The 25,746-nt window shown below is 36.7% G+C and carries 24 protein-coding genes, 1 tRNA gene, 1 riboswitch and 1 other annotated feature; of the genes, 2 read left to right on the top strand and 23 right to left on the bottom strand.

The window, feature by feature from the left end; translation table 11 throughout:
- Positions 1-128: 128 nt before the first annotated feature.
- On the bottom strand, positions 129-2,822 hold the full coding sequence (gene acnA, locus H9D55_RS05010; protein WP_186077426.1) for an aconitate hydratase AcnA: 2,694 nt from the start codon (positions 2,820-2,822) through the stop codon (positions 129-131).
- Between the two features lie 225 nt (positions 2,823-3,047).
- Here acnA and mscL point away from each other — a divergent pair, with 225 nt between their 5' ends.
- The gene (gene mscL, locus H9D55_RS05005) at positions 3,048-3,425 is read left to right on the top strand and encodes a large conductance mechanosensitive channel protein MscL (protein WP_186077424.1); all 378 of its coding nucleotides are present in this window, start codon (positions 3,048-3,050) and stop codon (positions 3,423-3,425) included.
- Positions 3,426-3,458: 33 nt separating this feature from the next.
- On the opposite strand, the gene H9D55_RS05000 is transcribed toward mscL, so the two are convergent.
- The 13 genes from H9D55_RS05000 to H9D55_RS04940 form a co-directional block, all read right to left on the bottom strand.
- Positions 3,459-4,724, bottom strand: a complete 1,266-nt coding sequence (locus H9D55_RS05000; protein ID WP_186077422.1) for a bifunctional folylpolyglutamate synthase/dihydrofolate synthase — start codon at positions 4,722-4,724, stop codon at positions 3,459-3,461.
- Positions 4,725-7,355, bottom strand: coding sequence for a valine--tRNA ligase (locus H9D55_RS04995; RefSeq protein WP_235963115.1), 2,631 nt, complete (start codon positions 7,353-7,355; stop codon positions 4,725-4,727). It lies immediately after the preceding gene.
- A gap of 45 nt (positions 7,356-7,400) precedes the next feature.
- Positions 7,401-7,607: a binding site (T-box leader), on the bottom strand.
- A gap of 39 nt (positions 7,608-7,646) precedes the next feature.
- Entirely contained in the window at positions 7,647-8,699 is a 1,053-nt protein-coding gene (locus H9D55_RS04990; protein ID WP_186077420.1) for an AbrB family transcriptional regulator, read from the bottom strand.
- 229 nt (positions 8,700-8,928) lie between these two features.
- Positions 8,929-10,218: a glutamate-1-semialdehyde 2,1-aminomutase gene (gene hemL, locus H9D55_RS04985; RefSeq protein ID WP_186077418.1), complete on the bottom strand. Its 1,290-nt coding sequence runs from the start codon at positions 10,216-10,218 to the stop codon at positions 8,929-8,931.
- Complete coding sequence (gene hemB / locus H9D55_RS04980; RefSeq protein ID WP_186077416.1) at positions 10,218-11,201, bottom strand: porphobilinogen synthase; 984 nt, start codon at positions 11,199-11,201, stop codon at positions 10,218-10,220. Before hemB ends, hemL begins: the two co-directional genes overlap by 1 nt.
- Positions 11,198-11,893 carry a uroporphyrinogen-III synthase gene (locus H9D55_RS04975; RefSeq protein WP_186077414.1) on the bottom strand — a complete coding sequence of 232 codons (696 nt, stop codon included), beginning with the start codon at positions 11,891-11,893 and terminating at the stop codon, positions 11,198-11,200. Before H9D55_RS04975 ends, hemB begins: the two co-directional genes overlap by 4 nt.
- Positions 11,880-12,803, bottom strand: coding sequence for a hydroxymethylbilane synthase (gene hemC, locus H9D55_RS04970; RefSeq protein ID WP_186077412.1), 924 nt, complete (start codon positions 12,801-12,803; stop codon positions 11,880-11,882). Before hemC ends, H9D55_RS04975 begins: the two co-directional genes overlap by 14 nt.
- A 60-nt stretch (positions 12,804-12,863) precedes the next feature.
- Positions 12,864-14,207, bottom strand: a complete 1,344-nt coding sequence (gene hemA, locus H9D55_RS04965; RefSeq protein ID WP_186077410.1) for a glutamyl-tRNA reductase — start codon at positions 14,205-14,207, stop codon at positions 12,864-12,866.
- 94 nt (positions 14,208-14,301) lie between these two features.
- Positions 14,302-14,889 carry a ribosome biogenesis GTP-binding protein YihA/YsxC gene (gene yihA, locus H9D55_RS04960; protein ID WP_186077408.1) on the bottom strand — a complete coding sequence of 196 codons (588 nt, stop codon included), beginning with the start codon at positions 14,887-14,889 and terminating at the stop codon, positions 14,302-14,304.
- A 50-nt stretch (positions 14,890-14,939) separates the two neighbouring features.
- Positions 14,940-16,199 carry an ATP-dependent Clp protease ATP-binding subunit ClpX gene (gene clpX / locus H9D55_RS04955; protein WP_186077406.1) on the bottom strand — a complete coding sequence of 420 codons (1,260 nt, stop codon included), beginning with the start codon at positions 16,197-16,199 and terminating at the stop codon, positions 14,940-14,942.
- A 130-nt stretch (positions 16,200-16,329) separates the two neighbouring features.
- Positions 16,330-17,619, bottom strand: coding sequence for a trigger factor (tig, locus tag H9D55_RS04950; RefSeq protein ID WP_186077405.1), 1,290 nt, complete (start codon positions 17,617-17,619; stop codon positions 16,330-16,332).
- Between the two features lie 89 nt (positions 17,620-17,708).
- Complete coding sequence (locus tag H9D55_RS04945; RefSeq protein ID WP_186077403.1) at positions 17,709-18,686, bottom strand: hypothetical protein; 978 nt, start codon at positions 18,684-18,686, stop codon at positions 17,709-17,711.
- Positions 18,679-19,290 carry an NUDIX domain-containing protein gene (locus tag H9D55_RS04940; RefSeq protein ID WP_186077402.1) on the bottom strand — a complete coding sequence of 204 codons (612 nt, stop codon included), beginning with the start codon at positions 19,288-19,290 and terminating at the stop codon, positions 18,679-18,681. The genes H9D55_RS04945 and H9D55_RS04940 overlap by 8 nt, the downstream gene beginning before the upstream one ends.
- A 112-nt stretch (positions 19,291-19,402) precedes the next feature.
- Positions 19,403-19,447: riboswitch (PreQ1 riboswitch) on the top strand.
- A 5-nt stretch (positions 19,448-19,452) separates the two neighbouring features.
- On the opposite strand from H9D55_RS04940, the gene H9D55_RS04935 reads away from it, so the two are divergent.
- A complete protein-coding gene (locus tag H9D55_RS04935; protein WP_235963114.1) occupies positions 19,453-19,920 on the top strand; it encodes a QueT transporter family protein in 468 nt (155 codons plus the stop codon).
- A 40-nt stretch (positions 19,921-19,960) separates the two neighbouring features.
- On the opposite strand, the gene H9D55_RS04930 is transcribed toward H9D55_RS04935, so the two are convergent.
- The 9 genes from H9D55_RS04930 to H9D55_RS04890 all read right to left on the bottom strand — a co-directional run bounded on the left by H9D55_RS04930 (position 19,961) and on the right by H9D55_RS04890 (position 25,741).
- Entirely contained in the window at positions 19,961-20,740 is a 780-nt protein-coding gene (locus tag H9D55_RS04930; protein WP_186077401.1) for a hypothetical protein, read from the bottom strand.
- Entirely contained in the window at positions 20,741-21,607 is an 867-nt protein-coding gene (locus tag H9D55_RS04925) for an ABC transporter ATP-binding protein (RefSeq protein WP_186077400.1), read from the bottom strand.
- A 144-nt stretch (positions 21,608-21,751) separates the two neighbouring features.
- The gene (locus H9D55_RS04920; protein ID WP_186077399.1) at positions 21,752-22,381 is read right to left on the bottom strand and encodes a nucleoside/nucleotide kinase family protein; all 630 of its coding nucleotides are present in this window, start codon (positions 22,379-22,381) and stop codon (positions 21,752-21,754) included.
- Between the two features lie 309 nt (positions 22,382-22,690).
- Positions 22,691-22,764 (bottom strand) — tRNA-Arg (locus H9D55_RS04915).
- 102 nt (positions 22,765-22,866) lie between these two features.
- Positions 22,867-23,421 (bottom strand): GNAT family N-acetyltransferase, encoded by a 555-nt coding sequence (locus H9D55_RS04910; protein ID WP_208454734.1) that lies wholly within the window; start codon positions 23,419-23,421, stop codon positions 22,867-22,869.
- Complete coding sequence (locus tag H9D55_RS04905) at positions 23,421-23,903, bottom strand: YfcE family phosphodiesterase (protein ID WP_186077397.1); 483 nt, start codon at positions 23,901-23,903, stop codon at positions 23,421-23,423. The genes H9D55_RS04910 and H9D55_RS04905 overlap by 1 nt, the downstream gene beginning before the upstream one ends.
- Before the next feature lie 8 nt (positions 23,904-23,911).
- On the bottom strand, positions 23,912-24,502 hold the full coding sequence (gene rdgB / locus H9D55_RS04900) for an RdgB/HAM1 family non-canonical purine NTP pyrophosphatase (RefSeq protein WP_186077395.1): 591 nt from the start codon (positions 24,500-24,502) through the stop codon (positions 23,912-23,914).
- Positions 24,503-24,510: 8 nt separating this feature from the next.
- On the bottom strand, positions 24,511-25,305 hold the full coding sequence (gene racE, locus H9D55_RS04895) for a glutamate racemase (protein ID WP_186077393.1): 795 nt from the start codon (positions 25,303-25,305) through the stop codon (positions 24,511-24,513).
- Complete coding sequence (locus H9D55_RS04890; protein WP_186077391.1) at positions 25,298-25,741, bottom strand: MarR family winged helix-turn-helix transcriptional regulator; 444 nt, start codon at positions 25,739-25,741, stop codon at positions 25,298-25,300. Before H9D55_RS04890 ends, racE begins: the two co-directional genes overlap by 8 nt.
- Positions 25,742-25,746: the final 5 nt, after the last annotated feature.

Genomic DNA, 25,746 nt, shown 5'->3' with positions numbered 1-25,746 from the left:
TTTGAAAAAACAAAAACTTTAATTACAATATTTGAACAGAAAAATTAAACTTCACAAATTCCCCTCTATAACTAAATGGATAAAAAAACCTTCCAAAACTCACGTTTTGAAAGGTTTGAAACTTCAATTTAGTTTGCTAATTTACCGCGGAGTACCATTTGTAAGATACCACCGTTTCTGTAGTAGTCAATTTCAACCCCTGAGTCGAAGCGTACTTTCGCATCAAACTCTACAGTTGAACCGTCTTCTTTAGTAGCTGTTACTTTAACAACGCTACCTGGTTTAACTTTGGAATTTACAGGGATGTCGAATGATTCCGTTCCATCTAGTCCATAGTCATCTGCGTTCTTACCTTCAACAAATTGTAGTGGTAATACACCCATCATAACTAGGTTTGAACGGTGAATTCTTTCGTAAGAAGCTGCGATAACTGCTTTAACACCTAATAGGTTTGTACCTTTAGCTGCCCAGTCACGGCTCGATCCCATTCCGTAGTCGTCGCCTGCAAGGATAACAAGTCCAGTGTTGTCTTCTTTATATTTCATAGCAGCATCATAAATGCTCATTACTTCGCCAGTTGGCCAATATGTTGTATAGCCCCCCTCAGTTCCTGGAGCTACTTGGTTACGGATACGAATGTTTGCGAATGTACCGCGGACCATTACTTCATGGTTACCCCGACGTGAACCGTATGAGTTAAAATCACGTGGATTTACGCCTTGTTCGATTAACCATTTACCTGCTGGTGTATCTTTACCAATCGCACCTGCTGGTGAGATATGGTCTGTTGTTACTGAGTCTCCAAACTTACCTAACACTTTAAGTCCATTTAATGGCTCTACATCGTCAACTTCTTTAGATAAGTTTTCGAAGAATGTTGGGTTTTGGATGTACGTTGATTTTGGGTCAAAATCGTAAAGTGGTGCATCTGTCACTTTAATGTTATTCCAAGTTTCGTTAGAATCGAATACTGTTTCGTATTCTTTTCTAAATAACTCAGGAGTAACTGTATCATGTACAGCGTCACGTACCTCTTGAATTGAAGGCCAGATGTCTTTCATGTAAACATCGTTGCCGTCTTTATCTTTACCAAGTGGTTCAGTCTTAAGATCAATATCCACAGTTCCAGCAAGCGCATATGCAACAACGAGTTGTGGTGATGCCAGATAGTTCGCTTTAACTAATGGATGGATACGTCCTTCGAAGTTACGGTTACCTGAGAGTACGCTTGATACGAGCATGTCGTTATCAACGATTGCTTTAGTCACTTCTTCTCTTAATGGACCTGAGTTACCAATGCAAGTTGTACAGCCGTAACCTACTAAGTTGAAACCAAGTTCATCTAAGTACTTTTGAAGGCCAGATTCTTTTAAGTAACCTGTTACTACTTTAGAACCTGGAGCAAGTGACGTTTTCACATACTCAGGAACTGTAAGTCCTTTTTCAACTGCTTTTTTAGCGACAAGTCCAGCACCTAACATTACATATGGGTTAGATGTGTTCGTACAAGATGTGATTGCAGCAATTACAAGGTCACCCGTTTTTAGTTCGCCTTTTTTGCCGTCATTATACTCAATCTCAATCTTTTTATCCGCCTCAGAAGCATCTAATCCGTGACCGTGGTTTCCGCTCTCGCGAGTAATTGAAGCACGGTATTCTTCTTTCATGTTAGATAACGTAATTAAGTCTTGTGGACGCTTAGGACCAGCAAGTGAAGGTTCTACTGTTGATAAGTCTAACTCTAGAACTTCTGTGTATGTTGGTTCGTGTTCTGGATCAAAGAACATGTCGTTCGCTTTTAGATATTCTCTAACACGGTTAACGTGTTCTTCACTTCTACCCGTTAATGTCATGTATGATAATGTTTCCTCATCTACTGGGAAGAAACCACACGTTGCACCGTATTCTGGCGCCATATTTGCGATAGTTGCTCTATCTGCAAGTGGTAAGTCCGGTACACCTTTTCCGAAGAATTCAACAAATTTACCAACTACTCCGTGTGAACGTAACATTTCAGTTACTCGTAGAGCAAGGTCAGTTGCTGTTGCACCTTCAGGAAGTGAATTTTTTAATCTCACACCGATAACGTCCGGTACTGGGAAATATGAAGGTTGTCCAAGCATTCCTGCTTCAGCTTCAATTCCACCCACTCCCCAACCAAGTACGCCTAAACCGTTGATCATTGTAGTATGTGAGTCTGTACCTACTAATGAGTCTGGGAAAAGAATGTCATCTCTATCATGTACTACGCTAGCAAGGTACTCTAAGTTCACTTGGTGAACGATACCAGTTGCTGGTGGTACTGCTTGATAGTTATCGAAAGCTTTTGTTGCCCATCTTAAGAATTCGTAACGCTCGTTGTTACGCTGAAACTCTAGGTCCATGTTTTTTTGTAGTGCTGCGTGGTTACCATATGCATCTACTTGTACTGAGTGGTCGATAACTAAGTCCACTGGTACTTCTGGGTTAATTTTTTGAACGTCACCGTTTTGTTCGTCCATCGCTTTACGTAGTGATGCTAAATCAACTACTGCTGGAACACCAGTAAAGTCTTGTAAGATAACGCGTGATGGTTTAAATGGAACCTCTTGACCTGCGTAATTGCCTTTGTCCCAATTTGCTAATGCCTCAATGTGGCTATCTTGAATTGCATGTCCGTCGTATTGACGTAGTACTGATTCTAATAATACACGGATTGAATATGGTAAGTTTTCAGTCTTACTATATCCTTTGTCTTCTAAAGATTTTAAGCTGTAAAATTTCTTTTTACTGCCATTTAGTTCTAATGTAGCTTCAGATACTTTCTGTAAATTTTTAGCCAATTCGTTTTCCCCCCATATATCTCTTAGCTTTATTGTATACGTTTTTACGAGATATTTAAACATATCAAGCCATACAATCTATATATAGATAAACATAAGTAATCCTTAACCTTTAATCTAATTATGATAAAAATAAGTTATTTAAGTGATAAATAAATGCTAGTTGTATTAAAATTGTAATTGAAGTAGTATAATCTAAGTAACTTTATGAAGGGAGGAAATATCATGATTAAAGAATTTAAGGAATTTTTGATGCGTGGAAACGTTCTTGACCTAGCAGTTGCAGTAGTTATTGGTGCTGCATTTGGTAAAATCGTAGATAGTTTAGTTGCGAACATTATCATGCCTTCGATTGCACTGATTTTTGGCGATACGGACTTCGCTAGTAATTGGGCATATAAAGGCATTACGTATGGTGTATTCATTCAATCGATTATCGACTTTGTAATTATTGGTTTTGCTGTATTTATGTTTGTTAAAATTGTAAACAAAGTAAGTCGTGGTGCGTTTGTTGAAGAAGAAGAAGAAGAAATTGATGAAGCTTTAGATACACTAAAAGAAATTCGCGACCAATTAAAACTCCAAAATAACAGAGAGATTTAATTCAAAAAGAGATCATCCTTAAGGATGATCTCTTTATTTATTATTAAAATGTTGTTTTACATTGCTAATAAAATACAAACTGCCAGTGACCAATAAAATGTCCCCGTCAAAATTATCGATATAACTGATATAATCTTCAATCACATGACTATTCGGGTGCTCAACTGCACTTTTAATATCTTGTATTTTACGCGCACGATAGAAATCAAATTCAGTGATATTAAACTCACTTGCAATTGATTCTAACTTTCTGACCATGTTTTCAATCGGCTTACCTGAAACACATGAGAAAAGAATTGTGATTTCACGACCTTTAAAGTTTTGTTCCATCGTATTTACTAATACATCTACTGCTTCTCTATTATGCGCACCATCAATAATAACTGTAGGATTCTCGCTTAAAACTTCGATACGCCCTACCCATGTTGCATTTTCAACACCAGATACCATCTTGTTCATATCTAGGTCAACAAGACCTAAATCATTCATCTCAACAAGTGCTGCCATCGCGAGCGATGCATTTTGCTTTTGATGATGGCCGAGCATTCTCAATTTTATATCTTGGAAATCATAGTTACCATACTGAAATGCAAATTCTCCATCCTTAGCTAAGAGTAAAATGTCTCTGCCTAGTTCGATTCCTTTAGAGCGATTTGCTTCTAGCACTTGATAAATATAATTCTTACAGTCTTCGTTATCCACACTGAAGACAAGTGGAACTCCTGGCTTTATTACCCCGGATTTGTCCTTTGTTATATCTAAAATCGTATCACCAAGAATATCTGTATGATCGAGGCCAATGCTTGTCATAATAGTCATGATTGGTTTGAACACATTCGTAGAATCATGTGTTGCACCAAGCCCTGCTTCAACGAGTACAAAGTCAACGGGGTGAATACTTCCAAAGTAAACGAACATGATCATCGTTATAATTTCAAACTCTGTTGCTTGACCGAGATCTGTTTCTTCAATCATTCGCTCTGAAATTGGACGCACAATGTTTGCTACATATGCGAGATCTTCATCACTAATCGGATTACCATCAATGGAAATTCGTTCGTTGAACACAACAATGTAAGGTGAGGTAAACGTTCCCACCGTATAATCGTTGTTGTTTAACGAACTTCTCATATATGCGACCGTAGATCCTTTTCCGTTCGTTCCAACTACGTGTACACCACGGATATTATCTTGTGGATTTCCAAGTTCATTTAACATCCAAGTCATACGTCGTACGCCTGGCTTAATACCAAACTTTCCTCTGTTATGAATCCAATCTAATGTTTCTTTGTAGTCCATTTATTTACCTCTTAGTTCTTCCAAACGCGCTGTGACGTCATCATATTGTGCTTGATATGATGCTTGTTTTTCTTTTTCTGCTGCTACAACAGCATCTGGCGCATTTGCAACGAATTTTTCGTTAGAAAGTTTTCCGTTTACACGCTTAAGCTCACCTGTTAAACGATTCTGTTCTTTTTCAAGTCTTGCAATTTCGTCTTTAATGTTGATAAGCCCTGACAAAGGTAGTACAACTTTCGCCCCACTTACAACACTAGTCTTAGAATCGTCGTCAGCGGCAACTGTCTCGTTAATTTCTAACGATTTAGGATTTGTGAATCGTTCAATGTAGTGTTTGTTTTCTTCAATTAAATTACGCTTCAATTCATTCTTAACTTCGATTTTAATATCGATTGGCTTAGATAGTGGCGTGTTTACTTCATTTCTAGTTTGACGTACAGATTTGATGATATCAACAAGCAGTGCCATTGTTTCTTTACTATCGTTATCCGTGAGTTCTTCTTTAACTGTTGGCCACTCACTTACAACAATTGAACGGTCACCTTCTATTGTTTGGTAAATTTCTTCTGTAACAAATGGCATGAATGGATGTAACATCTTTAGAATCTTGTCGAGCGTGTAGAGTAGTACTGAACGTGTCATTGCTTTCTGCTCAGCTGTTCCTTCAGTCATCGGTAACTTCGCCATTTCAATGTACCAGTCGCAGAAATCATCCCAGATGAAATGATATAAAATTCTACCAACTTCACCGAACTCATAAATTTCTGACAGACGCGTCACTTCAGTAATCGTTTCATTTAGACGTGTCAGAATCCATTTATCCGCAAGTGATTTTTCTTGTGTTAAATCGATGTTTGCCATCTTAAATTCTGGCCCGATGTTCATCAGTGCGAATCTTGATGCGTTCCAAATTTTATTAATGAAGTTCCAAACAGATTCCACTTTCTTATCGCTGTATCTCAAGTCTTGACCTGGAGTTGTACCTGTTGATAAGAAGTAACGCATTGCGTCTGCACCATATGAGTCAATCACATCCATTGGATCAACACCATTATCAAGTGACTTAGACATCTTTCTGTTCTGTTCATCACGCACAAGTCCGTGAAGTAGAACATCGCTAAATGGATGCTTGCCTGTATGCTCAAGTCCCGAGAAGATCATACGTGCGACCCAGAAGAAGATAATATCATAACCCGTAACAAGTACGCTCGTTGGATAAAATTTCTCTAACTCTTTAGTGTCTTCTGGCCAACCCATTGTAGAGAATGGCCACAAAGCACTTGAGAACCAAGTGTCTAATACGTCAGCATCCTGAGTCCAGTTTTCTTTATCTTCTGGTGCTTCCATACCTACATACATTTCACCAGTCTCGTTATGATACCAAGCTGGAATTTGGTGGCCCCACCATAATTGTCTAGAAATTACCCAATCATGAATGTTTTCCATCCATCTGTTAAACGTACCTTCGAAACGGTTTGGCACGAAATTTACCCTGTTGTCTGTTTTTTGATTGTCGAGTGTCATTTTTGCAAGAGGTTCCATCTTAACGAACCACTGGGTCGATAGGAATGGTTCCACAATTGCATTAGAACGTTCAGAGTGTCCAACTGAATGTATATGCTTCTTAATATCGATTAAGAAACCTTCTTCTTTTAAATCTTCAACGAGTACTTTACGACACTCGAATCTATCCATACCGACATATTTTCCACCGAGTTCATTAATTGAGCCATCTTCGTTTAATACATTGATGCGCTCTAAATCGTGTGTGTTACCTAAATCAAAGTCGTTTGGATCATGTGCAGGGGTTACTTTCATGGCACCAGTTCCAAACTCCATATCTACATATTCGTCCGAAATAATTGGAAGTTTACGTCCAACGATTGGAAGAATTACATTTTTACCGATTAAATGCTTGTATCTCTCATCATTTGGGTTAACGACAACAGCAGTGTCCCCTAACATTGTTTCCGGACGTGTCGTTGCGATCTCAAGAAATTCTGAACTATCTTCAAGTTCATACTTAATATGATAGAAATTTCCTTCAATCTCTTTGTGAATAACCTCTATGTCACTTAACGCTGTTTTAGTTTCAGGGTCCCAGTTGATGATATATTCACCACGGTAGATTAATCCTTTGTTATATAGGTCAACAAACACTTTTCTTACTGCTTTTGAAAGTCCTTTATCAAGAGTGAATCGTTCGCGACTATAATCTAATCCGAGACCCACTTTAGCCCACTGATCGCGGATGTGGCTTGCATATTCTTCCTTCCAATTCCAAGCGTGGTCTAAGAATTCTTCACGCGTTAAATCTGATAATTTAATACCTTCTTCACGTAAACGTCCAGCAACACGTGCTTGAGTTGCGATACCCGCGTGATCCATGCCTGGTAAGTAAAGCACATCATATCCTTGCATGCGTTTCATACGCGTAATAATATCTTGCAGTGTTGTGTCCCAAGCATGCCCTAAATGAAGTTTGCCTGTTACGTTTGGTGGTGGAATTACAATTGAGAATGGTGGTTTATTAGAATTAACTTCTGCTTCAAAGTATCCCTTTTCTACCCATTCGTTGTATTTCCCTCTTTCTACTTCTTGTGGATTATATTTCGTCGACATTTCCTTCATAAAACCATCTCCTTAACTATTAAAAAACAAAAAACTCCCATCCCAGAATAGGACGGAAGTTCCGTGGTACCACCTAAATTTAGCGTACTTGAATACACTACACTTAATTATGATTAACGCTCATCAAACGTCTAACTCTACTCTTTTCAAGTTAAATTACTTAGACTACTTCGCACAAGTATTTCACGTGATTTCACCTGACACACGCTCTCTAAAGAAATTTGAACTTGTGTTACTACTTCTAAACTCGTTATTTACATGATAATAGATTACTCTAAAAGCATTGTTATGTCAAGCTTTTGAAGCTCGTTTACGCAAGTAAAAATCGACGAGCGGAACAATGAATAGTATGATAAAGAATATTCTAAAGATGTGATAGCTTGAAATAATTGAAATATCTCCACCCGTTTCTAATGCAATTACAATAATCTGAGCAAGACCACCAGGTGCAGCTGCTAAGAATAGCGTATTAAAACTATGCGTGGTGAAAAATTGATAGAATATGACAATCAGTAAAGTTCCTGCAATCAACAAGATATTTTGCATCAAAATGATAAAAATTAATCGTTTCGCTAATTGCGACATTAAAGTTGAGATTTGAAGTCCAATTCTAATGCCAAATAAAATCTGCGCAAAGTTAATTAAAGAGGTATCTAATGTAAATGTGATCCCTGTAGTTAAGTTCCATATAATCATCACAATCACCGGTCCGAGCATAATCGCTGCCGGAAACTTGATTTTTTTTAAAAGTTGGTACATCACCATTCCACCAAATGGTATCAAAATCATTAATGGTGTTAAAACTTCAGTTAAATATGGGACAACTTCGACTGAGCCAATCTCTCCATCAGCCGGAAAAAACTGCGCAATAAACGGTACGATTAATACAATCAACACGATTCGAGACATTTGTGTCAATGACACTAGCATGATGTCGGCATTCTTGTTTTCTTCAGCCATGATCAGCATCTGAGATAATGCTCCAGGAACACTTGCAAGTATTGATGTTTCTAAACTTGATCGAGTTAATTTCATAAACATGCGTGATAAAGATAAACTCATGAGTAAAACAAGAAAGGTAATTATAACAATATTGAGTAAATCAGCCATCATTGCTACAAGCGCAACTGCCGTGAGTGACGATCCGATCTGGAATCCCATGACAAAAACCCCTGAATCGCCAAACCATTTCGGATACCAAAATTTTGTTCCATAATATCGAATAAAAATTAACGTACCAATCAAGCTACCAAATAACCAAGCTAGTGGTAGATGCGTTAATCCAATCAGTATTGAGAGTACACTACAATAAACAAAAAGTAATATCGTTTTTAAGTAACGCATCTCTTCCACTCCCTCCCCTTTTATACGAAAAAAAAGCGCACATGTGTGCGCTTATCTTTTTATAGGTGGAATATTAGTAGTGGTAACATTAGTAGTACCACAATTGTAGGCATTAACCAATAAAGGATATTTGCCGGATCTTTTTTCTTTTTAATAATTGCCAAGAGTCTCGACCCCTTTTTATTTATCTACCTTAAATTATGGAAGATTTGGCGAGTAAAATCAACACTTATTTACTTTTGATACGTCTAAGTGCATTATCAAACGCTTTTAAAGTCGTTTCGATATGCTCTTTCGTATGAGCAGTCGATAAAAACATTCCTTCAAATTGTGAAGGTGGTAAATAAACACCTTCTTTTAATAACTCTTGGAAGAGTCTTGCAAACAGGTCTAAATCAGAGCGATTTGCATCATCAAAGTTTTTTACAGGACCTTCAGTTAAGAAAAATCCAATCATAGAACCTGCTCGGTTGATTGTAATTTTCTCACTGTACTTTTCAAAGATTTTAGGTAATTCTTCCTCAATAATATCTCCAAGCATATTGAAGTGATCATATGATTCCTCAGTAAGTTGAGATAATGTTTCGATTCCTGCAGTCATTGCTAATGGATTTCCTGAGAGTGTACCTGCTTGGTAAATGGTTCCAACTGGTGCAACATGCTCCATGATTTCACGCTTACCTCCATAAGCTCCTACTGGTAATCCACCACCGATTACTTTACCTAAACAAGTAAGGTCTGGTGTCACACCGTAATAGCCTTGGGCAGAATGATATGATACACGAAATCCTGTCATAACTTCATCAAAGATAAGTAAGGTACCATTTTGTTCAGTGATATCACGTACAAAATGTAGGAAATCATTCACTGGAGGAACAACCCCCATGTTTCCAGCTACTGGCTCCATGATAACAGCTGCAATGTCATCACCGAATTTATCAAATGCTTCTTTAAGTGATTCTTTATCGTTGTATGGAACTGTTATTGTATTGCTTGCTACTCCTTCAGGTACTCCGGGTGAATCTGGAAGTCCGAGTGTGGCAACTCCACTACCTGCTTTAATTAACAGTGAATCAGAGTGTCCGTGATAGCAACCTTCAAATTTTAATATTTTGTTACGATCCGTATATCCACGTGCAAGTCTTAAAGCAGAAAGAGTTGCTTCAGTCCCGGATGAAACGAATCGTACCATTTCGATTGATGGTACACGGTCAATTACGATTTCAGCGAGTTTGTTTTCAAGTTCCGTCGGCGCACCAAATGATGTTCCTTTAACCGCTTGTTCTTGAATACGCTTAACTACTTGATCATTGCTGTGACCTAAGATAAGTGGTCCCCAACTTAATACGTAGTCGATATATTCGTTACCATCAACATCTTTAACCATGACACCTGTGGCACTTTCAACAAATATTGGGTTCATCTTCACTGATTTAAATGCTCTAACAGGTGAGCTTACTCCACCAGGCATGAGTTCTACAGCATCTTTGAATAACGTTTTTGAAGTTTCAAAATTCATCAATTTCCTTCTCCTTCATCAATCATTCTACATAAATCTTTTGCGAAATATGTGATAATTAAATCTGCACCAGCACGCTTCATCGAAAGCATTTGTTCCATGATTACTTCCTCGTCTAATAGACCGAGATCTACTGCATTTCTTGTCATGGAATATTCCCCGCTCACGTTGTATGCAACAACCGGAAGATTTGAGTTATTTCTCACATCACGAATGATATCTAAATATGATAATGCAGGTTTAACGATCATCATATCCGCACCTTCACGCTCATCACTTTCAAGCTCACGAAGTGCATCTAGTCTGTTTGCTGGATCCATTTGATACGTTCGTCGGTCACCAAATGAAGGTGTACTTTCTGCTGCATCTCTAAACGGACCGTAAAATTTAGACGCATACTTAATGCCATAACTCATGATCGGAATATGTTCGAAGCCATTCTTATCTAAACCTTTACGAATTTCACTTACAAATCCGTCCATCATATTTGAAGGTGCAATGATATCTGCACCTGCTTTTGCCTGTGAAATGGCTGTTTTAACAAGTAATGGTAAAGATTTATCGTTATCTACATCTTGTGTTTCTTCATTGATTACTCCACAGTGGCCGTGATCTGTGTATTCACACATACATGTATCTAAAATAACGAGTAATTCTGGGTAAAGCTTTTTCGAGAGCTTGCATGCTTCTTGAACAATACCATTTTCGTCATAGGCTCCTGTACCAACTGCATCTTTTTCATTCGGTACACCAAAGAAAATGACAGATTTGATTCCGAGTTTCACTACTTCATGAAGTTCTTCTTCTAATCTGTTCAATGAAATCTGGTAAACACCTTTCATTGATGAAACTTCTTTTTTAATGTCTGGTGCCTCCACCACAAAGATTGGGTAAATTAAATCATTTTTAGATAATGAATTCTCTCTCACAATATCTCTCATAAACTGAGAACTTCTCAGTCTACGGTGTCTATCAAATTTCATTCGTTTAACTCCTTTTCTAACATCTCTATCATCGAATTCAATGTTGCTTGCTCAGGCATAATCGATAAAACACCGTAAGCCTCTAGCGCACTACGTGTTACGTGACCAATTGTTGCGACTGTAATACCTTCTAAATCTTGTTTATCAAAGTGCTGCATAAAAACATGAACACCAGAAGGACTGGAAAACGTTATTGCATCGATTTCATAAAGATTGTTTCGTATCCCCTCAAGAGATAATTTATTTCCTATAGGATGATATAAATCAATCTCTACTACTTCAGCGTCATGTTTTACCATGAAATTTCTCATCAATGGACGTTTCTCATTGCTCGCAGGATAGAGAATGCACATGTCTTTGTCGACATTAAATTCTTGCATAAATCCTTCTTGAGTATATGTACTCGGTTCAAAATCGACTTTGAACCCTGCTTCCACGAGCGCTTTTGTTGTCGTTTTTCCGATCGAAGCAATATTCTTGTAGTTGATTTGGTCAAGATAGTCTTTAAAAAATGTCACAGTGTTTTTACTGGTGATTACTACCCAATCAAACGTCCTGTTAAGTTTATTTTTGTCAAAATCTAGTTGTTCAAACGAAATGATTGGGAAATGTAATATATCCAAATCAGCTTCTTTATGGTTAAAGTGACTCTGTGTGACAATAACTTTTTTAAGTTTCTTATTTGTTTTCATTGATTCGGTCAATTATTTCTTTAGCGCCGATTTTTTCCATCTCATCTGCAACTAAGTTACCAAGCTCAATCGGATCATCCGCTGATTTTCTAACTAAGAACTTCTCAGTGCCTTCTTCATTCATGATAAGACCTGTTAAGTACAACTCACCATCAACATACTCTGCATACCCACCGATAGGCACCTGGCAACTTCCGTCCATGCGTTTTAGGAATGCACGTTCTGCAGATGTTGTTGTAGACGTCTCATCGTCGTGAATCGTACTTAAAATATTTCTCATTTCAATATCACCTTCGCGGATTTCAACACCTAATGCACCTTGTGCAATTGCTGGAATGAACTCAACTGGATCAAAGTATTCAGTTACGATAGTATCGCTCCATCCCATTCGTTTCAAGCCAGCTGCAGCTAAGATAATCGCGTCATATTCACCAGATTCCATTTTCTTAATTCTCGTATCAATATTACCGCGTACCCAGTTCACTGTGATGTCGTCACGCAATTCCTTAAGTTGTGCAGAGCGTCTTAAACTTGAAGTTCCTACGATACTTCCAGATGGTAAATCTTTAAATGCAACTTTATTGTTAGATAAAAACGCATCTCTCATGTCTTCACGTACAGGTACAGCTGCAAGTTCGAACCCAGGTGGCAATTCACTTGGTACGTCTTTAAGTGAGTGTACAGCCATATCGATTTCACCATTTTTTAGAGCTTCTTCGATTTCTTTAACAAATAACCCTTTACCGCCTACTTTAGAAAGTTGAACGTTAACGATTTGGTCACCTTTCGTTACGATCTCAACTGTTTCAAATTTGACGTCCGGATTCCTTTTTTCTAACTCATTAATCAATTGCATGGTTTGAGTTTTTGCGAGCCCACTTCGTCTCGTTCCGACTTTAACTATTTTCATTGTTTACCTCACCTATGTTTATATTTAAAGAGAAACCTTTCAATGCTAGGCAAGGAAAGGTTAATTCAACTGTTTTTCTTTTATTAATTGATTCTTTTTGAGCATTTCAGCTGCTTCTTTTTCTGAGATGTCTTCGACGATATCTTCAATACCAAAAAGTTTTTCAAGCTCTGTTAACTGAATACCCCCTGCTTTATCTCCAGCAAGTTCTTTAGTGTAAGTGATTGGATCTCTTAGTATCTGGTTGATAATACTCTTCATATGTTTTGAAATGACAGTTTGTTCACGTTTAGATAAGTTTGGCATCTTATTTAAGACACTTTGGAAAGTTGTCTCATGGATATCGAGCGCTTTCATTCTCATTGCTTGAATGACTGGACGTACGCCTTGCATATCTAACCAACCATTAAATGCATCCACAGATTCATCTATCATTTGTTCTATTTTTTCTGCTTCTTTTAAACGAGACGCTAAGTTTGAATCTACTAGTCCATTTAAATCATCTACGTTATACGTATACACATTTGGAATATTTTCAACTTCCGGCTCAATATCTCGTGGTAACGCGATATCAATCAATAATAACGACTTATCTGGACGACTTTGCATTGCTTTATTTACCATATCTGCCGTAATAACAAAATCAGTCGCTCTTGTAGATGATATCACGATATCTGTTTCGATTAGCCAATTTGATAATTCATTCATTGGTCTATATTGACCACCGTATTTTTCTGCTAACTTTCTACCACTTGGTTCACTTCTATTTATAACAGTGACATCAGTGATACCGTTTGATGTTAAGTTAAGAAGTGACTCTTCTGCCATTTCTCCTGCACCAACAACTAAAACACGTTTTTCTTTAATATTTTTAAATACATTTTTTGCAAGCTCTACTGCTGCATAAGAAATGCTTACTGCATTTTTTGATATATCTGTTTCTGTATGTCCGCGCTTTGCTACAGACATTGCATCTTGGAACAAGCGATTAAGCAATTTGCCTGTCGTATGTTCTTCTTGTGCTTCAAGAAACGCCTCTCTCATCTGTCCGAGAATTTGTGTTTCACCTACAACCATTGAATCGAGACCAGCTGTGACCCGATATAAATGGTAAATAGCATCGTCACCTTCTCGTGTCTCAGTTATACTTTTTACATCTTCAAAATCTAAACCAAAATAATCTGCTAAAAATTTTTGTGTGTAATATATACCCGTGTGTACCTGATCACTCACCACATAAATTTCTGTTCTATTACAAGTCGATATTAGGACACTTTCTAAGATACTTTTTTGTCCGCGTAATTTATGCAACGCATTTTTAAGTTCCTCATTTTCAAATGTCACTTTTTCACGATCTTCTACATCAAGATTTCTATAGTTTAGACTGAGTGCAACTACATGCATGTGTGTGCCCCCTTAAAAACACTCTTCATATGTTACTTATAATAACAGAGAGTTTTTTCTAAATGTGGATAATGACATAACTGTCACAAATTGTTTAGATTCTACCAGCTATTTCCTCGTATACTCGGTCTAAATTTTGTTTACTAACACTTGAAAAAGGTATAATTACATCTTCTGGTTCTAATCTTAATTCTCTGCGAATTACACCAACATGTTTTTCAATTCGGCTTTTTGCGATTTTATCACTCTTCGTTGCGATGACAATTACAGGGATTTCGTAGTATTTTAAGAAATCATACATTTGGATATCATCATTTGTTGGTGGATGTCTTAGATCGATGAGTTGAATACAAGCCTTCATTTCTTTTCGACCTGTAAGATAACTCTCGATCATTTCCCCCCATTTTTCACGCTCTTTTTTTGACTGTTTAGCATACCCATACCCCGGAACATCTACAAACACAAACTGATTATCTACATCATAAAAGTTCAATGTAATCGTCTTACCTGGCTTACTTGAAATTCTCGCTACGCCTTTTCTTCCACATACAGCGTTGATAAAACTTGATTTACCAACGTTTGATCGTCCTGCAAGTGAAATTTCGCTGAGACCTGTTTCTGGGTATTGCTCTTTTGATACTGCCGAAATAATGATATCGACCTGATTTGGGTTTATTTTCATATAATCACCTTCAAAAAAAGGCTGTCGAATCGACAGCCGTTATTTATAATTTATGCACTTTTTTTGTTTAAATCTAGCTCATTGCCATCTTTATCAAAAACTTGTGGTTCTGTTTCATTCATGATTGTATCACGAGTGATTAACACCTTCTTAATGTCATCATTAGATGGTACGTCAAACATGATATCTACCATGCGTTCTTCAATAATTGAACGGAGTCCACGTGCACCAGTTTTTCTCTCAATAGCAAGCTCTGCTACCGCGTCTAGTGCATCTTCATCGAACTCTAATTCAACATCATCAAGTTCTAACATACGTGTATATTGTTTTACTAATGCATTTTTAGGTTCAGTCAGAATCGCTTTTAATGCGTCTACATCTAACTCTTCTAAGTTAGCAATGATTGGCACACGACCGATAAATTCTGGAATTAGACCATAGCTTTGCAAGTCTTCTGGACGAACTAACGCCATTAACTCTTCATTTGTTTCAGCAGGTTCAGTCTGACCACCAAATCCGATCACCTTGTGACCGATTCTACGTTTAATAATTTCTTCCATTCCAGCGAATGCGCCGCCTAGAATAAATAAAATATTTTTCGTATTGATTTGAATAGATTCTTGGTTTGGATGCTTTCTACCACCTTGAGGCGGTACGCTCGCAACTGTACCTTCTAAAATTTTAAGAAGCGCTTGTTGTACGCCTTCACCAGAAACGTCTCTTGTAATTGAAGTATTTTCGCCTTTTCTAGCAATCTTATCGATCTCATCGATGTAGATAATACCTTGTTCGGCACGCTCAACATCATAATCTGCTGCTTGAATTAAGCGTAATAGAATATTTTCAACGTCATCACCAACATACCCTGCTTCAGTCAGACTTGTTGCATCTGCAATAGCAAACGGTACGTGTAGTGTGCGTGCCAATGTTTGCGCAAGTAAAGTTTTACCTGAACCAGTTGGTCCAATTAAAGCAATGTTACTCTTAGATAATTCTACTTCGTCTTCATTCATGCGTTGATTAATACGTTTATAGTGGTTATAGACCGCAACACTTAATGCACGCTTAGCTTGTTCTTGCCCGATAACGTATTCATCAAGTGCTTCGAGAATTTCTCTTGGTTTTGGAATTTCAGTTAAAAATTCTGTTTCTGTATCTTTTAATTCTTCTTCAATAATTTCGTAGCAGAGCTCGATACATTCGTTACAAATATAAACACCACTACCTGCAATTAATTTCTGTACTTGGTCTTGGTTTTTACCACAGAAACTACATGTGAGATTTGACTCATCTTCATTAAACTTAAACATGTATTGCACCGACCTTTCATTCTTAAGTATCTTACAACAGAATACTCACTAATTCAATTAAACTGATTAGAACAAGTGAATAAGCTCTACACTTCTGTGTAGAGCTTATTCTTTAGAATTATTAATTCAATTATTTTTGGTTTTCTACTAAGAAATCAATTGCTTTTTGGTTCATAACATCTGCTTTAAGAACCGATAAGTCACCAAGTACTTTCTTGATGTCTTCAGTAGGCATATTGAACTGTTCAGCGAGTTTATTGATTTCGTTGTCAACGTCGCTTTCATCAACTGTGATGCCTTCTGCTTCAGCAATTGCACTTAATGTAAGGCCAGTACGTACACGCTTAAGTGCGTCTTCCTTCATTTGTTCACGCATTGCGTCAGCGCCTTGACCAGTTAATTGCTCATATAACTCAAGATTTAGACCTTGTTGAGATAAACGTTGTTCGAATTCTTGAAGCATTCTGTCTTGTTCGGTACTAACCATTGCTTCAGGAACATCGATTTCAGCGTTGTCGGCTGCTTGTGATACTAATGATTCTTTCATTTTAAAGTCTGCTTCTTCTTTTTTCTCAGCTTCTAAGTCTTTCTTGATTGATTCTCTAACACCTTCAGCTGTGTCAGCGTCGAAGCCTTCTAATTCTTCTTTAACGAACGCATCGTTAAATTCCGGAGTTTCTTTTTGTTTAATCTCGTTGATTTTGACTTTAAATACGACTGGTTTACCAGCAAGCTCTTCAGCGTGGTATTCTTCTGGGAAAGTAATATCTAAGTCTTTTTCGTCTCCAGTTTTAAGACCAATTAATTGCTCTTCAAATCCTGGGATGAATTGACCCGAACCAATTTCAAGTTCATGACCTTCAGCTTTTCCACCCTCGAATGGCTCATCGTTTAAGAGTCCTTCGAAGTCTAAGTTAACGATGTCGCCTTCAACAACTTCGCCTTCCTCTTTAACAACTAAGTCAGCGTACTGTGCAACCATTGCTTCAATTTGTTCATCAACGTCAGCGTCAGTGACATCAGTGTCAACCTTCTCAGCTTCTAATCCTTTATAGTCACCAAGTTTAACTTCTGGTTCTACAGTTACAGTCATTTTAAGAACAAGATCTTCGCCTTTTTCGATTTTTTCTACTTCTACTTCTGGTTGATCTACTGGGTTAATTCCCGTTTCTTCAACTGCTTTACCATATGCGTGTGGTAAGATTACATCAAGTGCGTCTTGGTAAAGTGATTCTACACCAAAACGTTGTTCGAACATTTGACGTGGTAATTTACCTTTTCTAAATCCTGGAACTTGAACATCCTTAGACACTTTCTTGAAAGCTTCGTCTAAAGCCTTGTCAAATTCTTTTGCAGGTACATTAATTGTTAATGTACCTTCGTTACCTTCTAGTTTTTCCCAAGTTTGTGTTTGAGACATAAATAATTTCCTCCGTTGTAATACATGATTTCACTTGTTTATTTAACCTATATATTATAGCAATAAACATGTAAGTGTTCAAATTTTTGTTATTGGTTTAGCTTGACCATCTCATCTTCAATTTTAAAGATCCAGTCTGCCAGCTCCCCATGAAAGTTTTTCGCGTCAAGTTCATTATGAAGTACTCTCACATAATTAATAAACATATTCGCGAGTTTCTGGGGCGGAAACGACACATGGTAAGGATACCACAACATAGAGATATTGATAAACATTTCAATCGATTGCTCGATTCTCTCTTGATTACCATTAAATTTTTCGCGTCCTATCTCAATAATCCATTCGATTGTCTTTTCCAATTTCGCTTCTTGTTCAAACACTTTAAACTCAGAAGTATATTTTTTAAAACTCTCTCCGAATTTATTTAACACAATCGGCTCTTCATTATAATCCACTTGTTTTAAATACGAAATCATCATGCTTTGGATTACTCGTATCTCTTCTGTTTTATATAAACGACTAATAAGTTCTACGTATGTCTCGTCTTCAGTATCAATTAAATGATCAATCGCTTGCATCCTTGAATCGATTGAACCTTCAATTAATGCAGTTTCGATATCGCCACTAAATTCTGGCTTCAATTGAGTATCTTCCTCGATCACTACAGTATTCGTACTAATCTTTTCAAGTTCTTCTAATACTGCAGAATCAAGATTCTCTATATGTGGGCTTGTTGCAATTGCAGCAATCCACTTAGCTATTTCATCAGAACGTCCAAGATTCTTTAAGGCTTTAACAATCATTAACATGTGCATCAGATTATCTTCATGATTACTTTCTAACATCTGGATATACGTTTCACCGAATAATAACGCTGCTTCATTTTGACCAGTGTTAAAGAGCGATTCATAAAACATTTCAGTAAGTTCAGTTTCCGGAAAATCAAGTTCCTGTAGCGCTTGAAATTTATTGATGAAGGTATGGTAATCCTCATCATAAAATGCATCCTTCAAATCCCTTTTTAATTTCGTTAAGAAACGTGGATGACTCGTAAGCTTTTTACGCATACGCATCACGAATGATGAGTTCACTCCATGATTCGTATGGAGATAATGATTTTAAATCACTATCTTTTGTCCAGATAAGCTCAATAGTATCTTCCTCATTGCTGAAGATATCCGTTTTGTCGACTTCCACTTTAAACACTAATCCGATGTGCACTTGGCCTACTTCATTCGTGTCATCGTTAATGAGTCCAACAATCTCAAATGATTTTAATTTGTCTTCAGTAATTCCGACCTCTTCTTCAAGTTCTCTAGCAGCGTTCACCATCATCTTTTCTTTGATATCTGTCACTTCTTCAATGTCGTTCATATGACCTCCTACTCCAATCGATAAGAGACCATGTAGACGTGACTCACCACCACCCTTTAGTCTCTTATATACGAGAGTTTCATCGCCAGAGGCGATGATTGCATAGCTGATGAGCTGCTTATATGTGGGATCTTCCTCCATGTCACCACGTCGTTTAACTTCAAACTGTGGTAGCGTGCTAACAATTGCTTTGAATTTCGAATCTTTGTTGTCAATAAATCCGTTAAAAGCATTCTGTTTATTATCTAGTAATACATCTGTGTTTACTACTAAAATTTGTTCGTCAAATTTACTCATACATATACTCCTAAAATTATTTTATATAATAAGGATACACTAAAACCGATCATTTCAAAACTGAAGCTCATAGAATAATATTAGACAATTTGGTATACTATTATAGGTTTAAAATAAACAGGTTCGTAACCATCCCTGTATAAAAAACTAAGGAGAGAAAATATGAAAATGTCGACGCGCGATTTAACAATTAATGCGATTTTAGCAGCACTGTATGTTGTCTTTACGACTATTAACCCTATTGGGACTGGAGCAATCCAACTACGTGTGAGTGAAATGCTCGCAATGGTACCTTTTTTCAATAGACAGTATATTCCCGGAATATTAGTCGGTATGTTTATTGCAAACATGTTCTCATCACTAGGTCCAATTGATGTTGTTGTCGGATTATCGATTTCAATCATCGCCTACACAATTAGTTACTTTGTGAAAAACGTATGGTTCAACGCATTCCAATACTCTGTATTATGTGCAATTATTGTACCTCTAATGTTATGGCAAGTATTAGGAGTACCATACTGGCCAACATTCTTAGCAATATTTATTTCAAACTTAATTGTGACATTCATAGGCACCTTTTTATTATCTAAATTTGGAGATCGAATGATGCTAACAAGCAGTATAGAATAAAAGAAAAATCCTGGTAACAAAAGTTACCAGGATTTTTCTTTTAATAATCTGCTTTTCTAATTTTGATGATTGTTAAAATAAAGAATACTATAAAATATATACCGAGCATTAAGAATTGTGGATTCGTAATAGAAATACCCGAAAGTCCATTTGTTGCTGCACTAAATGGAAAGTAGGTTTGCAGGAATTCTAAAAATATATTCGCGTCTTTTTTGAATAATGCGCTAAATGCTAAACTACCAAGTGACTCTACTATTGGGTAAAACAATGTAAAGATCACTGCTATTACGAATATGAATACTGATCTTCTAATGAATAAACTAAAGAAGAAATAAATTGTACCAAACACAGTAGCGATTACCGCATATCCCAGTAGTGCTTCACCGAGAAGATGACCGACATTTTCATGAGCTGCTGGTGTTAGAAATGTTACTGGTTCTAATAAGTCTGCACCAAATGCTTTCCCTATAAGTAAAATGATAACTAGAATGAGTCCATAGATAAATCCAATCACTGCCATGCTTACTGTTTTAGCAATCGCATAGATCGAACGGTTATATTTACTGTTCATAAATAGCACATTTGTTTTTTCTGAGATATCCTTAGAAAATACACGTACAGCCGATACGACCACAAATATGATTGCAAATGAAGCGAAGGCATAAGCTATAAAATAACCATTTGATGAGACGTTGTCAACTAATTTTGAAGCTATGATTATACCAACGGCCGGTGCTGCAGATAGGAATAGAAATAGATATGTTAACCAACTCGTAAAGAAATCCCTGATATCATATCCCACAACTTTAAATAAATTCATCTATCTCACCTCTCCTTGGTCAATCATTCTGAAGTAGTAATCCTTCAGTGACGTTGTCTTCTTATTAAAATCTATTGGGAATAATCCACTTTGTGCAATCCGTTCTAGATACTTAGAGAGGTCACCGTTATGAGGAATGCGTAAAACATTTTCTTTTTGCTCTAAACCTTTAACTGTTTCACTTAAAATCTCATAAGCGCGTTGAGCTTTATCTCCATCGAATATCAATTCAATATATGTACCTGACTTCAGTTCATTAATAAACACTTTCTCAGATAAACGCCCCTTTTCAATGAAGAGAATATCATCTGCAATCATTTCAATATCTTCCAGTTTATGGCTCGAAATTAATACGGAAATATCGAACTTTTTAGAAAACTCTTGAATAATGTGTAATACATCAATAGATCCGTCTGGGTCCATGCCATTAGTGGGTTCATCTAAAATTAAATACTTAGGCTTATTTAACATCGCAATCACTAAACCTAATTTCTGCCTCATACCCATCGAGTATTTGCTTACTTTACGTTTTAAATAGCCGCGCATATCTAATGCATCAACTAGATAATCAATATATGCTTTGTCTGTTGATGATTTGTACACATTAGAAAAATACTTGATGTTATACCACCCTGATTTAGAACGGTATAACTTTGGTTCTTCAATTAAGTAGCCTACCGTAAAATCCTGACCACGGTGGACTTGTCCTTCATGCTTTTGAATAATTTCACAAATTATTTTCATTACCGTTGTCTTACCCGCACCGTTTCTTCCAATCAATCCAGTCACTCCTGGTTTGAGATCGAAAGAAGCGTTCTTTAATACATAGTTACTGCCGTATTTTTTTGATACGTTTAATAATTCCATAATGTGCCCCTCCACCATCTGTATTAATTGAAATAATACAGTTATTGCTTTTAGAAGTCAATAAATTTTATAAAGATAAATAAAAAAATCTGAGACAATGTCTCAGATGAATTATTACTTAGATTTCTTTTTCTTTTTTATTTATTATTTTACAATTTTAAAGATATCATCAGAGTAGTCTATAATATTTTGAAACTTATCTTTTAATGGGTGCATAAACAAATCATATTGATATCGTCTATGTTTGTGGGCTCCTATAAGCATTTCTAATTCTCTACCACGTTCATTTATATCTCTAACTTCTCTGCGCTTAAGCTCAGTATTAGAATCAGTATATATATATATTGATAAATCAAAATCAAATGGTTCTAAAAAAGCAACTGACATTCCTTCTACAATCGTTACCTTTTTTGTTCCTTTTAGCACTCTTTGAGGATCCCATGGTTTATCGATCGTTAATAAATCTCCACCACTTCTAAGAATTTGTAAATCTCTTGCCAAGCTCGATAGCTCATGGCGTATAGGCATACAAGCAGTAATTTTGTACTGTGCTTTCTGATTATCCACTTCATAGCTAGCAAATGTATTGTGGAGATACTTTCCTTCTACTATATAAGAGTCCGTATTCAAATAATTGTAGGATGTATTCAATTCTTCACATAATTTTTTTGCAAATGAAGTCTTACCTGCTGCTCCATGTCCTGAAATAGCTATAAATATCGCTTCATCGGTCGAATTGATTTTTTCTTTTAATTCTTGAATAAAAAGATCCATACCACATCCTCCTAATAATAAAGATATAATTTTAAATGTTAACCTTTAATTAAAGGAGTTATTAGAAATTCAAGTATACAAGTTTTCACAACACATGCATTATGACACACATACTTCTTATTTACTTTCATATATAAATCTGCTTAAAATATTAAAACCTCTAATCGTAATAAAACGACTAGAGGTTTTAATAAATCTGTGCCCTTTCTGTGCCTTTTCTTTCTCGACTACACAAGACTGTGTAAGAAGGAAAAAAGTTGTTAAATCAACATTTCTAGGCTTATCAAGAAATGACAAGAATGTAATTAGCGTCCTGGGAGGGATTCGAACCCCCGACCGACGGCTTAGAAGGCCGTTGCTCTATCCTGCTGAGCTACCAAGACATCTTTCTTGAACACAAGTATTATTATATCCAATCCAGACTACATATGTCAACAAGATTTAGCATAGTTTTTTATAATATTTACATATTTATGAGAAAGACTTTATTTCTTTAACGCGTCCCATTCTAATCGCGTCATTCGATACATAAATCCATCATAAAATCCTTTATTTCGATAAAAATATTCTTTCATTTTTACTTCACGGACAAATCCTAATCGTTCTGGTATTTTTATACTCGCAGTGTTTTCTACATCTACGATAATTGCAATTCTGTTTAACCCTAGAACGTGATATCCGTACTTTATAAGGGATTTCACGCAGTCTGTCATGATTCCTTTTCCTGTATGTGATTCAGCAAGCCAGTATCCGATATCCGCACTCTTATTCATGCGGTTTATCGTGTTAAATCCACATAGTCCGACAAGATGATCTTCATAGTAAATGCCAAGCGTCATCATCGATGATTCGCCGTTAGATCTTTTCCACTCTTCTAGTGTTTCTATATAGTCCTGTGGTTCTGTTTCAAAATTTGCCCACGGCAAAAATTCCGCCAAATATGCTTTGTTGATAGTGACAAGATTATGCAAGGTCTTATATTCGTGAACTTCTATTTCTCTCATAGTAAGATCCTCTCTCACTTCAATCTTGTAGGGCATTATAATTTACCAAGTTGAATTGAGTCCATTAATTCGTTCTTTCGATTATAATACTCCACCACATCCGTGTCTGTATTTAAAATTGCATAGCTCTCCGGATATTCATTGCGTGAAAAACTGATTGAGCCAGGGTTAATACAATAAACATCATTGATTTTTTCTACTTTTGCAACATGACTATGGCCATAAAGTGCATACTTTGCTCCTACTCCTTGAGCTTTTTCAGCTAAAGTGGAGCGGTCATGCTTAATACCAAACATGTGTCCATGTGTGTAAAATATGTTTTCAAGCTGACCATGTCTCTGATAAGTTCTATCAAAATCAACATTTCCAAGTACGGTTAAATATGATTTAAGTTCTACATCATTGCTGATAAACTCGCTGTCCCCAAGATGTATATAATAATCTGCCGGGATCGTCTTGCTAAGCTTTTCTATGATGTTTTTTTCTCTATGATTATCACTTACAATTAAAACCTTCATACATACACCTACTTTAACAGTTTATTAAATAAAGCTTCATCTTGTAACATCTTTCTAATCGCGTTTCCTCTATGTGAGATCTCGCCTTTTTCTTCAGGGTTTAAGTACGCGAGTGGTGTGCCATCAAGTGTCTTAAATAATGGATCATAGCCAAAGCCATGTTCTCCAACAGGTTTTTCCATAATTTCCCCCGAAAGCGTTCCTGTATAAGTCACTGTCTCTTCACCTGGTATCGAAACTGCAATCACACAAGTGAAATATGCCGCACGGTTCTCTTTACCTTCCATGTTTTTTAAAAGAAGAGCATTATTTTTGTCGTCTGTTGCATTTTCACCAGAGTATCTTGCTGAATAAACGCCAGGTGCACCATCTAGAACTTCTACAGATAGTCCCGAGTCATCACTCACAACGGGCAGCCCAGTCAGTTTTGTACCTGTTTCTGATTTAATGATCGCATTTTCTAAGAACGTTGTCCCAGTTTCGTCAGGGTCAAATTCTGGTACAAGTTCTTTAATACCAATAACTTCAAAATCTTTGAAGATTGCTTTAAAGTCTTCTATTTTTCCTTTATTTCCGCTTGCAATAACTATTTTCTTCATATCTTCACCTACAAATCGACAGATTCAATGGTATACCTCATATTTGGTATCCATTTATTTAATGTTTCTTCAAAACGGTGATAATCACCGTTAATGTAAAATTTATGTTTCTCTGGTTTTTCTGTATTTAGCATATCATGGAAGTCAAGAAATGTACTCACTTCACGTGCTGTCTCGTAGCCAGAGTCAACGATATGCTTATTATAATCGAAAAACTTTGAAATAGAATGACTAATTAATGGATAATGAGTGCATCCTAGAATTACAGTGTCTGCCTCATGCTCCTTGAGTGTTGCAAGTACTTCATTCACACATTTGTCTACCTCATCTTCGTCATGATAGCGTCCTGATTCTACAAGTGGCACAAACGGAGCACATGCGAACTCTGTGACCTCGACATCTCTATTAATTCGAGTAATTTTACGTCCATATGCATGGGATTCTGTTGTCCCTTTTGTAGAAAGTACGATGACCTTTTGGTTATTCGTCCTTTGAATCGCACTTCTTGAACCCGGTTGAATCACACCCATCACTGGAATGTCGAGTTTTTCTCTCAGTTCAGGCATCGATGCAGCAGTTGCTGTATTACATGCTAAGACAAGTAACTTGATATCAAAAGCTGATAAAAAACAAGCTATCTCTTCGGTAAACTCTCTCACCTGATTTTGTGATTTATCTCCGTAGGGACATCTTCTTTCATCAGCAAAATAAATAATTTTTTCATTTGGAAGTTGGCGCATTAACTCTTTAATGACAGTAAGTCCACCGACTCCCGAGTCCATTACACCGATTGCTTTATTCATTGAATAGACTCTCACTCTCGTGTAGTAACTTCTCTAAAGCTACTGGAAGTAATGCCTTCTCATTTTCAGATAGATTATTTGTAATTTTAGATATGAAGTCTACTCGTTTTTCAATCACTCTGTTGATAATTTCGAGTCCTTTGTCTTCTATCTTAACGAGGACGAGTCTTTTATCTTCTGCAGAACGTTCACGTCTTACAAAATTATTTTGCTCTAACTTATCTATAATATCTGTCGTTGTTGAATGTGCAAGGTACAACTTATTTGCAACTTGACCGATCGTTATTCCAGACTTGTCGTTAACCCATTGCAGTGCGACGAATTGCAGCGGTGAAATATCGTATTCTTTTAATATCTCTCTTCCATGCGCACGCACATGTCCAGAAATGTATCTGATCGACTTCTCCACTGACATAATGATTTCTTTATCTGTCATCCATA

The organism is Phocicoccus pinnipedialis (assembly GCF_903994035.1).
Taxonomy (GTDB): Bacteria; Bacillota; Bacilli; order Staphylococcales; family Salinicoccaceae; genus Phocicoccus; species Phocicoccus pinnipedialis.
Note: the sequence above shows the minus strand (reverse complement) of the source record. Positions and strands in the feature narration are given on the sequence as shown.